General features: G+C 57.1%; 14 protein-coding genes, 1 tRNA gene and 1 pseudogene. 11 read left to right on the forward strand and 5 right to left on the reverse strand.

The window, feature by feature from the left end; translation table 11 throughout:
- Positions 1–103 precede the first annotated feature (103 nt).
- A complete protein-coding gene (locus tag FQ187_RS25455; protein WP_149631593.1) occupies positions 104–925 on the reverse strand; it encodes a cytochrome c in 822 nt (273 codons plus the stop codon).
- A 597-nt stretch (positions 926–1522) separates the two neighbouring features.
- Between FQ187_RS25455 and FQ187_RS25460 the strand changes: the two genes are divergently transcribed.
- The 3 genes from FQ187_RS25460 to FQ187_RS25470 all read left to right on the forward strand — a co-directional run bounded on the left by FQ187_RS25460 (position 1523) and on the right by FQ187_RS25470 (position 5730).
- Positions 1523–2728, forward strand: coding sequence for an acetyl-CoA C-acetyltransferase (locus FQ187_RS25460; RefSeq protein ID WP_149631582.1), 1206 nt, complete (start codon positions 1523–1525; stop codon positions 2726–2728).
- 33 nt (positions 2729–2761) lie between these two features.
- Positions 2762–4906, forward strand: a complete 2145-nt coding sequence (locus FQ187_RS25465) for a 3-hydroxyacyl-CoA dehydrogenase NAD-binding domain-containing protein (protein WP_149631583.1) — start codon at positions 2762–2764, stop codon at positions 4904–4906.
- Positions 4907–5001: 95 nt separating this feature from the next.
- Positions 5002–5730: an amidotransferase gene (locus FQ187_RS25470; RefSeq protein ID WP_149631584.1), complete on the forward strand. Its 729-nt coding sequence runs from the start codon at positions 5002–5004 to the stop codon at positions 5728–5730.
- Between the two features lie 109 nt (positions 5731–5839).
- Here FQ187_RS25470 and FQ187_RS25475 read toward each other — a convergent pair whose 3' ends face one another.
- From FQ187_RS25475 to FQ187_RS25485, 3 genes are all read right to left on the reverse strand, one after another.
- Complete coding sequence (locus FQ187_RS25475) at positions 5840–6811, reverse strand: magnesium and cobalt transport protein CorA (RefSeq protein WP_149631585.1); 972 nt, start codon at positions 6809–6811, stop codon at positions 5840–5842.
- A 162-nt stretch (positions 6812–6973) separates the two neighbouring features.
- Positions 6974–7696, reverse strand: coding sequence for a 1-acylglycerol-3-phosphate O-acyltransferase (locus FQ187_RS25480; RefSeq protein WP_149631586.1), 723 nt, complete (start codon positions 7694–7696; stop codon positions 6974–6976).
- Positions 7697–7910: 214 nt separating this feature from the next.
- On the reverse strand, positions 7911–8600 hold the full coding sequence (locus FQ187_RS25485) for a crotonase/enoyl-CoA hydratase family protein (RefSeq protein ID WP_149631587.1): 690 nt from the start codon (positions 8598–8600) through the stop codon (positions 7911–7913).
- Between the two features lie 306 nt (positions 8601–8906).
- On the opposite strand from FQ187_RS25485, the gene FQ187_RS25490 reads away from it, so the two are divergent.
- The 8 genes and pseudogenes from FQ187_RS25490 (at position 8907) to FQ187_RS25525 (ending at position 13498) form a co-directional block, all read left to right on the forward strand.
- A tRNA-Ser gene (locus FQ187_RS25490) sits at positions 8907–8996 on the forward strand.
- A 310-nt stretch (positions 8997–9306) separates the two neighbouring features.
- Positions 9307–9483 carry a hypothetical protein gene (locus tag FQ187_RS30045; protein WP_166793857.1) on the forward strand — a complete coding sequence of 59 codons (177 nt, stop codon included), beginning with the start codon at positions 9307–9309 and terminating at the stop codon, positions 9481–9483.
- Between the two features lie 98 nt (positions 9484–9581).
- Positions 9582–10861 (forward strand): annotated as a pseudogene (locus FQ187_RS25495) (serine hydrolase domain-containing protein).
- Between the two features lie 33 nt (positions 10862–10894).
- Complete coding sequence (locus FQ187_RS25500; protein WP_095130296.1) at positions 10895–11215, forward strand: YbjQ family protein; 321 nt, start codon at positions 10895–10897, stop codon at positions 11213–11215.
- A 664-nt stretch (positions 11216–11879) separates the two neighbouring features.
- The gene (locus FQ187_RS25510; protein ID WP_149631588.1) at positions 11880–12251 is read left to right on the forward strand and encodes a bacteriocin; all 372 of its coding nucleotides are present in this window, start codon (positions 11880–11882) and stop codon (positions 12249–12251) included.
- A 183-nt stretch (positions 12252–12434) separates the two neighbouring features.
- A complete protein-coding gene (locus tag FQ187_RS25515) occupies positions 12435–12863 on the forward strand; it encodes a glycine zipper domain-containing protein (RefSeq protein WP_149631589.1) in 429 nt (142 codons plus the stop codon).
- 128 nt (positions 12864–12991) lie between these two features.
- Entirely contained in the window at positions 12992–13180 is a 189-nt protein-coding gene (locus FQ187_RS25520) for a hypothetical protein (protein ID WP_046047922.1), read from the forward strand.
- A gap of 108 nt (positions 13181–13288) precedes the next feature.
- Positions 13289–13498 carry a hypothetical protein gene (locus FQ187_RS25525; protein ID WP_149631590.1) on the forward strand — a complete coding sequence of 70 codons (210 nt, stop codon included), beginning with the start codon at positions 13289–13291 and terminating at the stop codon, positions 13496–13498.
- Between the two features lie 150 nt (positions 13499–13648).
- On the opposite strand, the gene FQ187_RS25530 is transcribed toward FQ187_RS25525, so the two are convergent.
- Positions 13649–14041 (reverse strand): hypothetical protein, encoded by a 393-nt coding sequence (locus FQ187_RS25530; RefSeq protein ID WP_149631591.1) that lies wholly within the window; start codon positions 14039–14041, stop codon positions 13649–13651.
- Positions 14042–14251: the final 210 nt, after the last annotated feature.

The following is a 14251-nucleotide window of genomic DNA, read 5'->3' on the forward strand; positions in this document are numbered from 1 at the left end:
CGCTCCCACATTGGATCTTTATTGATCACAGAATTTGCGTTTGGCGCAGATCAAATGTGGGAGCGGGCTTGCTCGCGAAGAGGCCAGTCCAGGCAACAAAAGGCTAGGGTTTAACTTTTCGCCCAGCCATGTGCTTCAAATACCCCACCAACCTCTCCAGATCCCCGTCCGGCAACACCGTCGCTGAGAACCCGGGCATCTTCGCCTGTGGCCACTGGCGCAAGCTCTGCGGATCACGAATGTAGCGCTTGAGGAAATCCGCGCCGAAGTACTCGGTCGGGTTAAACGGAATATTCAGGTCTGGCCCAAACTGCGCATCCCCGGCGCCGTTCAATCGATGACACGCCAGGCAATTCTTCTGAAACAGCGAAAAACCCTTGTTCACCGGATCGTCAGCCTTCAACGCCGGATCGGGCAGCAGGGCAGGGAAGCGCTCGGCCACCGGTGCCAAGCGCTTGATGCTCGCCACTTGAAAGGGCCATTGCTCGGGGCTGATATCGCTCGCCTGAGGATCGGTCCAGACCAGATAGAACGGCCCGGCGCCGGGTTTGCCTTCCGACAGCGCTGGCCACGGCTTGGCGGGTTCTTCAATCGCCAACCATGCGCGCGCACCCTGGGTATTGAGCAACGGGGCGGCTGACAGTTCTGCGGCAAAACCATCCAGGGCTACCGCCTGTAAATGGTCTTCAGGTTTGATGCCCGTCAACAACGCAGCCAACGGAACAGCGCGATAGCTCATGTCCCGTTTGTAGGAAACGTCATTGCTAATGGTGAGGGTCTGAACCTGAGGATGCTTCAGCAATTCCTCGGTTTGCCAGGTGCGACTGCTCGCGCCGAGCTCAAGGTTCAGCTGTGCGGCAGACAGAGGCGTGCTGAGGAGCAGGGCCCCGAACAAAATGAGCGTTTTCAAGTGATCGCCGTCCATGTCGTGGAAGTGCCGCAAAGGTTGGCACACCCACGCTGGCCCGGGTAGCGAGCCAGTCACATTTTTAGAGGGCGATATAAAACCTGGCGCCGTATTTTTTATTGACCGACTAGCCGATCACCTTGGTCAGGTTCGGCAAAATCAACAACAGCGTAGTGGCGAAAAGAATGAGCCCGGCTTGACGTACTTTCGATTGTTTGAACATGGCTTGACCGCCTTTATTGTTATTTCCTGATGCCTGCCTGCATTTCTCCATGACGGCAGAGCGTTGCACTTCCTGTTTGACGAGCGCCTCGGCAAAACCCGACGACAACTTCGTACAAGTTCACCTTAGAGCCCGCGTCACGCTTGGTTTAGATCCATTTCGTATGGACTTCATATAAATTGCTTTTAAAAAGACATGAGGCCTATTGCCAGCTTCATGGGCGCCCGTTTGCTAGACAGCTTGGTGTCCTGAATCGGTTAATCCGGTGTCTGCCTACCGTCCGTCTGAGCGTGACCGTCAACGTCTGTGAGCACTGCGGTCATTGAATCCAGGGCTGCTCGGCCTAAGGTGGGAACTCTGAATTTACTCCCCTGCCCAGGTTCGAGAACGTCATGACCCAAGCTTTTATTTTCGACGCGTTACGCACGCCCCGCGGCAAAGGCAAGGCCAATGGCGCCTTGCACAGCGTCAAACCGGTGAACCTGGTAGCCGGGCTGCTCACGGCGCTGCAACAGCGCACATCCCTCGATACCAGTCAGGTTGACGATGTGGTACTTGGCTGCGTGACGCCCATCGGCGACCAGGGTTCCGACATCGCCAAAACCGCGACCCAGGTGGCGGATTGGGACGTCAGCGTGGCGGGTTTGCAGATCAACCGCTTCTGCGCCTCGGGGTTGGAGGCGGTGAACCTCGGCGCGATGAAAGTGCGTTCCGGCTTCGAAGACCTGGTGGTGGTCGGCGGCGTCGAGTCCATGTCCCGCGTGCCGATGGGCAGCGATGGCGGTGCCTGGGCGCAGGACCCGGAAACCAGTTTTCACAGCCATTTCGCCCCTCAAGGCGTGGGCGCTGACCTGATCGCCACGTTGGAAGGCTTCAGCCGTCAAGACGTCGATGCCTATGCGCTGCACTCCCAGCAAAAGGCTGCGCGGGCAAGGGTCGACGGTTCGTTCAACAAATCGCTGGTGCCGGTGCAGGACCAGAACGGCATCATCTTGCTCGATCACGATGAATTCATCCGCGCCGGATCGACCATGGAAGGCTTGGGCCAGCTCAAGCCGAGCTTCGAGATGATCGGGCAAATGGGCTTCGATGCCACCGCGCTTCGGGTCTACAGCCATGTTGAGCGGATCAACCACGTGCACACGGCGGGTAACAGTTCCGGGATCGTCGATGGCGCGGCGCTGATGCTGATCGGCTCCGAGGCCAAGGGCCGGGCGCTGGGTTTGCAACCGCGGGCGCGGATCGTCGCCACGGCGGTCACCAGTACCGACCCGACCATCATGCTCACCGGCCCCGCACCGGCCACCCGCAAGGCTCTGGCCAAGGCCGGGCTGCGGGTTGAAGACATCGACTTGTTCGAGGTCAACGAAGCTTTCGCCTCGGTGGTGCTGAAATTCATCAAGGACATGGCGATCGACCCGGACAAGGTCAACGTTAACGGCGGCTCCATCGCCATGGGTCACCCGCTGGGTGCCACTGGCTGCGCGATCCTCGGCACGTTGCTTGATGAACTGGAAACCCGGCGCCTGCGCTATGGCCTCGCGACGCTGTGTGTCGGCGGCGGCATGGGCATTGCCACCATCATCGAACGCCTCTGAGCCCCGACCGACTTCAAGGGAAGCACTTTCATCATGACTGACGCCATTCGTTACGAAAAAGGTCAGGACCAGATCGTCGTCCTGACCATCGACATGCCGGGCCAGAGCGCCAACACCATGAACGCGGACTACCGCGAAGCCATGGCCGCGTGTGTCTCCAGACTCGTTGCCGACAAAGAAACCATCGCCGGCGTGATCATCACCTCGGCCAAGAAAACCTTTTTCGCCGGCGGCGACCTCAATGAACTGATCAAGGTCGGCAAGCCTGAAGCCAAAGTCTTCTATGACAGGGTGCTGACGCTCAAAGGGCAGCTGCGAACCCTGGAAACCCTTGGCAAACCGGTGGTCGCCGCGATCAACGGCGCCGCGTTGGGCGGCGGTTGGGAAATCTGCCTGGCGTGCCATCACCGGGTTGCGCTGGACGATTCTTCGGTGCAACTCGGCTTGCCGGAAGTGACCCTCGGTCTGCTGCCGGGCGGCGGCGGGGTGGTGCGCATGGTGCGGATGCTCGGTATTGAAAAAGCCTTGCCGTACCTGCTCGAGGGCAAGAAAGTCCGGCCGCAGCAGGCGTTGCGGGCAGGTTTGATTGATGAGTTGGCGGCGGATCGTGATGAACTGCTGGCCAAGGCTCGCGCCTGGATTATTGCCAATCCTTCGTTTGTGCAGCGCTGGGACGTGAAGGGTTACCAGATTCCGGGGGGCACGCCGTCGAACCCGAACGTCGCGCAGATGCTGGCCATCGCGCCGTCGATCCTGCGCAGCAAAACCCAGGGCTGCCTGCCCGCGCCAGAGAAAATCCTCTGCGCCGCGGTGGAAGGTGCTCAGGTGGATTTTGACACCGCGCACTTGATCGAAACCCGCTACTTCACCGAATTGACCACCGGCCAGGTGTCGAAAAACCTGATTGGCACGTTCTGGTTCCAACTCAACGAAATCAATGCCGGCAGCTCGCGGCCCCAGAGCTTTTCGCCCTACGTGACGCGTCGCGTGGGCGTGCTGGGCGCAGGCATGATGGGCGCCGGAATCGCCTTTGTCAGCGCGTCAGCCGGCATCGACGTGGTGCTCAAGGACATCAATCTTGCGGCCGCACAGAAGGGCAAGGCTCATTCGGCGGCGCTGCTGGACAAGAAGGTTGCTCGTGGCCAATTGAATGCCGATCAGCGCGACGCAACGCTGGCGCGCATTCACCCCACTGAAAGCGATGCCGATCTGGCCGGTTGTGACCTGATCATTGAAGCGGTGTTTGAAGATCGCGATCTGAAAGCCAACGTCTCTTCGGCGGCGCAAAAAGTCGTTGGCCCGGATGCGTTGATTGCTTCCAACACGTCGACCTTGCCAATCAGCAGCCTCGCCACCGCCGTGCCGGATCAGACGAAGTTCATCGGTCTGCATTTCTTCAGCCCCGTGGAGAAAATGCCCTTGGTGGAAATCATCAAAGGCGCCCACACCAGCAACGAAACCCTGGCTCGCGGGTTCGATTTCGTCCTGCAAATCAAGAAAACCCCAATTGTGGTCAATGACAGCCGTGGCTTCTTCACCTCGCGGGTGTTCGGCACGTTCACCAACGAAGGCATCGCCATGCTGGGCGAAGGCGTGAGCGCACCGATGATCGAGACCGAAGCGCGCAAGGCCGGGATGCCGGTCGGACCTTTGGCGATCTCCGACGAAGTTTCCCTCAGCCTGATGAGCCATATCCGCCAGCAGACCGCCAAAGACCTGCAAGCAGAAGGGAAACCGCTGATTGAGCACCCGGCGTTCGCCGTGATTGACTTGCTGCTCAACGAATACAAGCGTCCGGGCAAGGCTGCGGGTGGTGGTTTCTACGATTATCCGGCCCGTGGGCAAAAGCATCTGTGGCCAGAGCTGAAAAGCCGTTTCGAGAAGGCTGATGGGCAAATTTCGCCGAAGGATGTGCGTGATCGGCTGCTGTTCGTGCAAGCCATCGAAACCGTGCGCTGTATGGAGGAGGGGGTGTTGACCTCGACAGCGGACGCCAACGTCGGCTCGATCTTCGGGATCGGTTTCGCCGCCTGGACCGGCGGCGCGCTGCAGTTCATCAACCAGTACGGCGTGAAATATTTCGTCGCCCGCGCCAAGTACCTGGCGGGGCAGTATGGCGAGCGATTCGCACCCCCTGCGCTATTGCTGGAGAAAGCGGCTAAAGGGGAGGCGTTCTAGGGGACGGATGACGCATTCCGGGGCTTGCCTTGCCACTGTGTTTCAAGGCAGGCTCAGGGGTGTGCATTATTCCCATCAAGTGTCAGGTATTTTTTATGTCGTTACGCATCTGCATTCTGGAAACCGACATCCTGCGTCCGGAACTGGTCGATCAATATCAGGGGTATGGGCAGATGTTCCAGCGTCTGTTTTCGCAGCAACCCATCGCTGCCGAGTTCACCGTGTACAACGTGATGCAGGGCGAATATCCCGGCGATGAGCTGACCTTCGACGCCTATCTGGTCACTGGCAGCAAGGCCGATTCATTCGGCACCGACCCGTGGATTGAAACCCTCAGGGCTTACCTGCTGACCCGCTACGAGCGCGGCGACAAACTGCTGGGCGTGTGCTTCGGCCATCAGCTGTTAGCGCTGCTGCTGGGTGGCAAGAGTGAACGCGCGACCCAAGGCTGGGGCGTCGGCACCCACAATTACAAACTCGCCGCCAAGGCGCCGTGGATGAGCCCGGTGAGGGAAGAACTGACCTTGTTGATCAGCCACCAGGATCAGGTCACCGCGCTCCCGGAAAACGCTACGGTCATCGCTTCCAGCGATTTCTGCCCGTTTGCCGCGTACCACATCAACGATCAGGTGCTGTGCTTCCAGGGGCATCCGGAGTTCATTCACGATTACTCACGCGCGTTGTTGGATATTCGTCAGGAAGCGCTGGGCGAGCAGATTTATTCGAAAGGTATGGCGAGCCTTGAGCACGACCATCACGGCACTACCGTTGCGGAGTGGATGATGCGGTTTGTGGCGCACAAGCCAGAATCTGGGGCGGTTTAAAAGATAAAAGCTTCGCGAGCAAGCCCGCTCCCACAGTGGATCTCCGGTGTTGCAGAGATCATTGTGGGAGCGGGCTTGCTCGCGAATCTCACAGACACCGCGGTAATGGCTACAACCACCCAGACTTCTTGAAACTCGCCCACAAACCGACGCAACCAACCGCAATAAACCCCAACACCCCGAAATACCCGTAATGCCACGACAACTCCGGCATGTTCTGGAAGTTCATCCCGTAAATCCCCGCCACCGCCGTCGGGAACGCCAGAATCGCCGCCCACGCCGCAAACTTGCGCTGCACCACGCTTTGGCGTGACGCCTCCAGCAACACCCCAACTTCAATGGTTTGGCTGGCAATGTCCGCCAGGGTCGTCAGGTCTTCCATCTGCCGCGTGACGTGGATCTGCACATCGCGGAAGTACGGGCGCATGTTCTTGTCGATGAACGGAAAGCTCAGCTTCTGCAATTCCTCACCGATCTCCACCATCGGCGCAGCAAACCGGCGCAAGCGCAGTACATCGCGGCGCAGGCTGTGGAGTTTTTGAATGTCGCGCTCGTTCAGGGAGCTACACATGACGTTGCGTTCCAGCTCATCGATCTCGGCATGGATCGCTTCGCCCATGGGCTGGTAGTTTTCAATTACGAAATCGAGGATGGCATAGAGTACGAAATCTTCCCCGTGCTCCAGCAACAGCGGACGCGCCTCACAGCGCTGTCGGACATGGGCGTAGGACGCTGAATGACCATTGCGTGCGGTAATGATGTAGCCGTTGCCGGCAAAGATATGAGTCTCGATGAACTGCAGTTTGCCTTCATTCCGGATTGGCGAATACGTGACGATGAACAGCGCGTCGCCGAAGGTTTCCAGTTTCGGCCGACTGTGTTTTTCCAGGGCGTCTTCGATGGCCAGTTCGTGCAGGTTGAACTGGCGTTGCAAATTGAACAGCTCCTGGGCGTTCGGCTCTTCGAGGCCGATCCAGACAAAGTGGTCAGGCTTTGCAGCCCAGGCGGCGCCTTCGTCGAGGGTGATATTGGTGACTTTCTTACCAGCGCTGTAAACCGCAGCAGCAACAACTCTACCCATGATAGTGATTCACTTCTTATTGGCAGCTTTCAATTAGCAAAGATGGCAGTGGCAGGCAGTGTCCAGCTTAGCCCTGTCTGCTGCTTGAGAGTCAGTGAAATCTGTTGAGTTCGTAGGCAAAAGCTCGCAGGCAAAAGAAAACCCGCACGAGGCGGGTTTCTTTTACGCAGATTGCAGTTGCCGATCCAGCGACGCGATGCACTCGCGCATCTGCTCGCGGCATTGGGCAATCAGCAGCGGCATGTCATCCAGGCTCAATCCAGCCGTAGGAATCGCCGGTAGCGAGCGGATCAGAATCTTCCCACTGCGCCAACGGTTCAATCGCATGTGTTTAACGTAACTGCTGACACACACCGGAACAATCGGCACCCCGGCGGCAATGGCCATTTGAAAGGCGCCTTTCTTGAACGGCAGCAACTCTTCACCCAGGTTGCGCGTGCCTTCCGGGAAGACCCAGATCGAAGTGTCTTCATTCTGTAGCGTGTGGGTAGTGGTCAGCATCGACTGGCGCGCTTTTTGCGCATTGCTGCGATCGATCAGCACATTACCCGCCAACCAGAACAACTGACCAAACAGCGGCACCCACTTCAGACTCTTCTTGCCGATACACACGGTGCGGCGGGGCACCACGTTGCCGAACACAAACAGATCATAGTTGGACTGGTGGTTGGCGATGATCACGCAGCTGTCGGGTTTATCCATCAGCGGTCCGACGTCGGCCTTCACCCGCAGACGCAAAATGCACATCGCCGGCCATGCATAAAGACGCGCACAGAATCGGCTGTTGTCCGGATTGAACGGTCGGCACAGGCCGAGCATCACTCCAAGTACACCGGCCAGGATAAAGTGCAGGCCCATCAATAACATACGAAACACAAACAGCATTTACAGGCCCCACCGGGATAAAAGGTGGCGCAGTGTACGGATGTGCACTGTTTTCGGCAATTACCACTATAGAGGTGGGAGATGGACGATGTTTGAGCGCATGTTTCCGACTTATGGGTCAGATGCGATCTAGAGCGGTTGTAGGCTTTTCAACGGAGCGCATAATAAAAAGCCCGACACGACGGTCGGGCTTTTCGGTGCTCCACGTTTGGGTTTAAACCAAAAAATCCTGATCCTGGATGATCGCGTTGTCCAGCCTCTCCAGCAGCGCCTTGCGCACTTTGAGCTTGGTGTTCTTGTGAGCGGTCATGTTGATCTTCTTCAACTGACGAGCCGCCGCCAGCGCCGCGCCTTGCAGCTCTTCGGCCGACACCACCATGTCGAGGAAACCGGCATCTACGGCACTTTGCGGATTAAACATCTCAGCGTTGATCACAGAGCGGTGGAACGCCGACTTGCGCAGACGATCACGGGCCAGTTCGATACCGGCGTGGTGCATGGTCATGCCGATCTGCACCTCGTTCAAACCAATGCTGAACGGGCCGTCGACACCAATTCGGTAATCCACCGACAACAGCAGGAACGCGCCCTTGGCCACCGCATGCCCAGGGCATGCCACGATCACCGGGAACGGGTGCGCCAACAGACGACGAGCCAGGGTCGAACCGGCAGTCACCAGCGCCACGGCTTCTTTAGGACTGGAGGTCATCACCTTCAAGTCATAACCGCCCGACAAAATCCCGGGTGTACCGGTAATGATCACCACCGCACGATCAGTCACCGCCTGATCCAGCGCGGCGTTAAACGCAGCAATCACGTCCGGAGAGATGGCATTGACCTTGCCATTGCTCAAGGTCAGGGTCGCGATACCGTCTTCGAGATGGTAGGAAATCAACTCACTCATGACGCTATTCCTTTCAATAAAGTAGGGCAGACGTTACCCACCGTCGTAGGCCAGGTAAAGCGCCGTGACTGACCGCCCAGTCACCCTTTCCCGCCCGGCAAGCGTCGCCCGCCACGCCAGCCGCACATTCCCCTCTATATAGAAGCGGGCGCGAAGCCGGAGATTGGCGGGTTTGCCATGGCCCGGAAACCGCCAGAGCGACTAAATCGCTAACCGCATGAAAATTCTGCAAAAAAAGTTTGCCATCAGAAAAGCTTTCGACTACATTAGCGCGCCTCGACAGACAGAACATGTTTGACGAGATACGGTGAAGTGTCCGAGTGGCTTAAGGAGCACGCCTGGAAAGTGTGTATACAAGAAATTGTATCGAGAGTTCGAATCTCTCCTTCACCGCCAAATTCGATGTAACCAAAACCCCTGATTTCGAGAGAAGTCAGGGGTTTTGTGGTTTCTGGCGTCTGGATTTTGTGGATGGCAACGTTATTGACCCAAGCCCATCGGCGAAGACGCTTCCGAAATTCATGTAGGACGGCTGATAGGCATGTGGGAAGTAATGCTGGGAAGCCAGGTAGTTGGGTGCTTTCATAGGTTTCAGCACCTGACACGAGCCGTTTCGTGAGGGGTATTCGCTTTGCGCCTTTAGGGGGCAAAATGAATCAACGGGCAAGGCACATGACGCGGCCCATTATCTGGACGCACGCACGTTATGCAGGAACTGGAAAAGGTCCACGTGGAGATCGTCAAGCTGATGGCTGAGCAGCGCAAGCTGAACGCCGAGGCCGGAAAGATGACCCGTGAAACTTTTTGGTATCCGGTGGCTGTAGCGACAGGGTTGATTGGCACGGTGGCCACTGTCACAACTGTGTTGGTCAAGCTGCTCTAACCTGTTGGACAGCCCTAAGCCCCTCGAATGGAATCGACACTATGTCTCACCCTCGCGCCGCTTCCCGCCGCATAGCTATTTCCCTCTCCGCCGTGTTGATGAGTACCGCCTCCTTATTCGCCACCGCATCTACGACTAAGACTTTCCCCGATGCCATAGCCAGCGACCCCGCAAAACTAGGCTGGATGGTCGGCTCACCACCACCTGCAGATCGCACCGTGCGCTTCGAAGACGGCAGCTATTTCCAGTTCCCGGCGATGCGCTGGAGTGTTTCGAACTTCCGTCAACTGATGCCAACGATCAACGTTTCGCGGGGGCTCGGGGCGCCGGTTCCATTGGTATCTGCGCTGCGCAAAGACATCGATGCGATCAGCTTCGTCCCGCTGGGCGCGAAGGCTCCGAGACCTGGGAGCAATCCCTCGCGGCCACCTACACCGACGGGATTGTGGTGATGCATCGCGGGAAAGTTGTCTACGAGCGTTACTTTGGCGTGCTGAAGCCTGAAGGCCAGCACGCGGCAATGTCGGTGACCAAGTCTGTGGTCGGCACATTAGGGGCGATGTTGGTGGCAGAAGGGCGAATCGATGCGAACAAGCACGTCGCCGAATACGTCCCCGAACTGGCGGCTTCGGCGTTTGGCGGCGCTACGGTGCGTCAGGTCCTCGATATGACGACCGGCCTCAAATACAGCGAGGACTACACCGACCCGAACGCCGAGGTCTGGGCTCATGCAAAAGCTGGCAGCCCTCTGCCCAAGCCAAGGGACTACAGCGGTCCGCGAAGTTACTACGAGTTTTTGCAGACGGTTCAACCGCAAGGCGAACACGGTAGCGCGTTCGGCTACAAGACCGTCAATACCGATGTACTGGGTTGGATCATCGCTCGAGCGACCGGTCGCAACGTCGCACAGTTGTTGTCGGAGCGGATCTGGAGCCGTTTGGGGGCTGAGCAGGACGCCTATTTCACGGTGGACTCCATTGGCACCCCGTTTGCTGGCGGCGGCTTGAACACCGGTTTGCGTGACCTGGCACGATTTGGCGAGATGTTGCGTAATGACGGTCAGTTCAACGGTCAGCAAATCGTGCCCAAAGCGGTGGTTGACGACCTCCGTCGCGGCGGCGACAAGCAGGCATTCGCCCAGGCGGGTTACGATTTGTTGAAGGGTTGGAGCTACCGTTCAATGTGGTGGGTGACCAACAAAGAGGGCGGAGACTTCATGGCGCGCGGGGTCCATGGGCAACGCATCTATGTCGACCCGAAAGCCGAGATGGTGATTGTTCGCTACGCCTCCCATCCGGTCGCCAGTAACTCGGCTAATGATCCGGTCACCTTGCCGGCGTTTGATGCGTTGGCTCAACACCTGTCCAGGTTGCCTTGAGTAATTACCCCGGGCCATGAAGAAGGAAATTTAATGATCACCACCACAACCCACACCATCGAAGGCCGACAAATCACCGCCTATCTGGACATCGTCAGTGCCGAGTCGGTGCAGGGTGTCAACGTTATCCGAGATATGTTCGCCGGAATGCGGGATTTTTTCGGTGGGCGCTCTCAGACATTGGAGCGGGCGTTGAAGGAAGCACGGATTCAGGCAACCGACGAGTTGAAGGAGCGGGCGCGGGCACTTCAGGCTGATGCGGTGGTGGGGCTTGATTATGAGATCAGCATGCCGGCCGGGAAGGGCGGGATGGTGGTGGTGTTCGTGACCGGGACGGCGGTCAAGTTGAGGTGAGTGAGTCACGAGGCCGTTCGTCGGGGACGCAATAATCCGAACTACAAGTCCAGTAATGACTGACTAGTCTCAAAAGCGTTGAAGGTCGATATTTTTCAGGCAAATAGGGCTTGCCGGTGTCGACCCTTTTTTGAGAGGGGAAAGGTATGGCTGATTCGTATATCGAAGACGACGGATCTGAGTTTTCGATCAACAATTGCGTGCAGTGTGGTCAAGCGGAGTATATGCCGGGCTTTGGTGAAAACCGGGTCCAGGTCGCCAAATTGAAATCCAAGTTGCCCCGGACCGAAAAGGCGAATTTCTTGCCCAAGAGGATGCCGCCTTCCAGGAAGTAACCGTCAACCGGACAGCCCCCGCCATTGAGCGGGGTTTTCATTTTCACAAGGTCGGCTGTAGGGATTTGGACTACAGATACACGGCCCGCGGTTAGCGATTTCTTTCACAAACTTTTCACACCCACCTACGTAGGCTCAACTCATCCGTTAGAAAGCAGTATCTGGCCCGTTCCCCAGCGGGCTTTTTTTTGCCTGTCATAAAACCTTTTCTAAAAACGCTGTCCAACCGTCGCCTATTGCGAGGTTGTACCCGTGCGTGTCTGGACTTTGTCTCCTCAAAAGCATTCAATCTCGCCCCTTTCGTTACCCCTTTTTTTGAGGTTCTTGTCATGCGTTTAACACTGCCTGCTTTGGTTCTGGGGCTTTTGGTTGCTCAAGGTGCGATGGCTGCGGGTGATGGCACTGCCGCCATCGGTGGTGGTTTGGGTGGCGCGCTGGGTAATGTGGTCGGCCAGAGCATGGGTGGCAGCACCGGTGCAGCGATTGGTGCGGGTGTAGCGGGCGCGGCCGGCAGTGCTGTTGCCGCACGCAAAGGCAGCCGCACTAAAGCCGCCATTGGTGGTGGTATCGGCGCGGCCGGCGGTTCGGTGATCGGCAACAGCCTGGGCGGCAGGACCGGTTCCACCATCGGTGCAGGCTTGGGCGGCGCATTGGGCGGCGGCGTGGGCAGCAATCTGGCCAAAGGTCACAAGCGTCACTGATCCTGATTGATCAGCTCAAAAAGCCCGGCTTGATGCCGGGCTTTTTGTATCTGGATATTTCTTCTTCACGCTCTTCGAATTTACAGTTGTCCAACGATCAGCGCTGGCGTGATGAAAAAGCTAGACTCACGCCATCCGTAACGCGTTCTCTTACCCCCGATACGGAATTTAGAGGTTCATATCATGCGTTTGACATTGTCCACGTTGGTTCTGGGACTTTTGGTCGCTCAAGGTGCAATGGCAGCCGGTGACGGCACCGCTGCAGTTGGCGGTGGTATTGGCGGTGCGCTAGGTAACGTGGTCGGCCGGCAAATGGGCGGCAGCACGGGTGCCGCGATTGGCGCCGGTGTAGGCGGCGCGGCAGGTAGCGCGGTCGGCGCGAACAAAGGCAGTCGCACAGAAGCGGCTATTGGTGGTGGTCTGGGGTCGGCCGGTGGCTCGGTGATCGGCAATAGTCTCGGCGGTTCTACCGGTTCGACCATTGGCGCAGGCCTGGGCGGCGCGGCAGGTGGGGCGGTAGGCAACAACCTGGGCAGCGACAGCGGCAGTTCGCACTCCGGTGGCGGCCACAATCAAAAGCATAAAAACAAGCACAGGAACAAACATCACTGATTCGTCATTGAGTCACAGCAAAAACCCGGCCCAACGCCGGGTTTTTCGTTTCTGGTAGTAGGATTCCGGAACGTTTGGTCGTCCGCCGCCTCGAACTTCATAGATCCCCGAATGTGATGAGGCATGCCATGACTCCTGAAACCGAAGGCAAGGAAGAAAAAGGCCCGAGCGGGCTTCCGTTCATTAACGATCCAGGAAACGAAGACCCTGGCTCGTTGATGGATGACGCAACGGTGCCGCTCAATGATTCCGATGATGCGGGCGACGTCGGAAATATCGAGTTCGAAGACGAGGAAGAGGACGAAGACGAAGATTGACCCTGCTGTGCGACGGACTCGACCGATCGTCTCTCTGATCGAACGCAATTCAGGGCGCAATCCTCGAAATGTCAGGGCCTGCTTTTCAGGCCCATCGAGAGGTGCTTTATGAACGCTGATCCGAAAGACGCCGACATCGACGATACCCCTGAATATCCATTGCCTTCACCGACCGATTCCCTGAGTCGTGATCAACGTCCGCCTGATGATGCTGGTGTGGAGCAAGTGCCGAGCGACGATGTGAAGCGCTCTGATGTGGAAGCAGACCTGGAGGATCCTGACAATGCCGGGGATGGTAGTTCGGGGGGCCGAGCTTAGGTAGATGTATATGAGTCGATGCGTAGTCGTTAATGCGATACCCATGCCCAGCTAATTGCTGGGCTTTTGGAGAGCGTTAATTTTTACGTGCCTGGCACCCCATGCTAGTACGCTAGCCGACCAAATTAAGGGGGCGGGGAATAAACCAATTTATTCTGCCAACGAGGTGATCCAGTGATTGTAAAAATCCCTTTGTTGTTGAATATCATGTGTGATGTCGTTTTCTTCGAAGTCAAAAATGTTGACCACATCTTCATTTTCAGCCGGTTTCCCCATCTGAAGTTCATACGCCACTACGCCGCCAGACATTTGGGATGACATACGTGAAGGATAAACATTGAGTTTGGCGCCTTTGCATAGAAACTTTACTTCTGGAAAATCTGCTCGCAACAGTCCAAGACATGCGTAAAGATCATGGCCTGTGTATGTTCTTCTTAAGCCGTTTTCCATTATGAAAGTTAAGGTTCGCTTTTGCCGGTCGCATTCGATAGTGGCTTTTTTAGTGACTCCGTGGGTGTTGATAGATATTTCTATTATTTTCATGATTACTTCCTGCGCGGGTTAGGGGTTGAGTAGCCCTTATAGCTACCATCGGCGTTGACGGGGGTAACGCCGAGGATGTCGTGGTGTAGTGGTCAACTAATTCCGGACACCTCGATAGGTGATTTTGACGCCATCGCCCGTTCGTAAACGGTCGGTGGCAGATATCCCAGTTTCGAGTGCAGCCGTTCGTTGTTGTAAAACCCAACGATG

This window comes from Pseudomonas sp. ANT_J28, from assembly GCF_008370005.1.
Classification (GTDB): domain Bacteria; phylum Pseudomonadota; class Gammaproteobacteria; order Pseudomonadales; family Pseudomonadaceae; genus Aquipseudomonas; species Aquipseudomonas frigoris.

Bases quoted from the DNA above. Each gene is read 5' to 3' on its own strand.
- FQ187_RS25470 (WP_149631584.1), top strand. From the start codon at position 5,002: ATGTCGTTACGCATCTGCATTCTGGAAACCGACATCCTGCGTCCGGAA.
- FQ187_RS25510 (WP_149631588.1), top strand. From the start codon at position 11,880: ATGCGTTTAACACTGCCTGCTTTGGTTCTGGGGCTTTTGGTTGCTCAA.
- FQ187_RS25530 (WP_149631591.1), bottom strand. From the start codon at position 14,041: ATGAAAATAATAGAAATATCTATCAACACCCACGGAGTCACTAAAAAA.
- FQ187_RS25460 (WP_149631582.1), top strand. From the start codon at position 1,523: ATGACCCAAGCTTTTATTTTCGACGCGTTACGCACGCCCCGCGGCAAA.
- FQ187_RS30045 (WP_166793857.1), top strand. From the start codon at position 9,307: ATGCAGGAACTGGAAAAGGTCCACGTGGAGATCGTCAAGCTGATGGCT.
- FQ187_RS25455 (WP_149631593.1), bottom strand. From the start codon at position 925: ATGGACGGCGATCACTTGAAAACGCTCATTTTGTTCGGGGCCCTGCTC.
- FQ187_RS25475 (WP_149631585.1), bottom strand. From the start codon at position 6,811: ATGGGTAGAGTTGTTGCTGCTGCGGTTTACAGCGCTGGTAAGAAAGTC.
- FQ187_RS25465 (WP_149631583.1), top strand. From the start codon at position 2,762: ATGACTGACGCCATTCGTTACGAAAAAGGTCAGGACCAGATCGTCGTC.
- FQ187_RS25485 (WP_149631587.1), bottom strand. From the start codon at position 8,600: ATGAGTGAGTTGATTTCCTACCATCTCGAAGACGGTATCGCGACCCTG.
- FQ187_RS25520 (WP_046047922.1), top strand. From the start codon at position 12,992: ATGACTCCTGAAACCGAAGGCAAGGAAGAAAAAGGCCCGAGCGGGCTT.
- FQ187_RS25480 (WP_149631586.1), bottom strand. From the start codon at position 7,696: ATGCTGTTTGTGTTTCGTATGTTATTGATGGGCCTGCACTTTATCCTG.
- FQ187_RS25500 (WP_095130296.1), top strand. From the start codon at position 10,895: ATGATCACCACCACAACCCACACCATCGAAGGCCGACAAATCACCGCC.
- FQ187_RS25515 (WP_149631589.1), top strand. From the start codon at position 12,435: ATGCGTTTGACATTGTCCACGTTGGTTCTGGGACTTTTGGTCGCTCAA.
- FQ187_RS25525 (WP_149631590.1), top strand. From the start codon at position 13,289: ATGAACGCTGATCCGAAAGACGCCGACATCGACGATACCCCTGAATAT.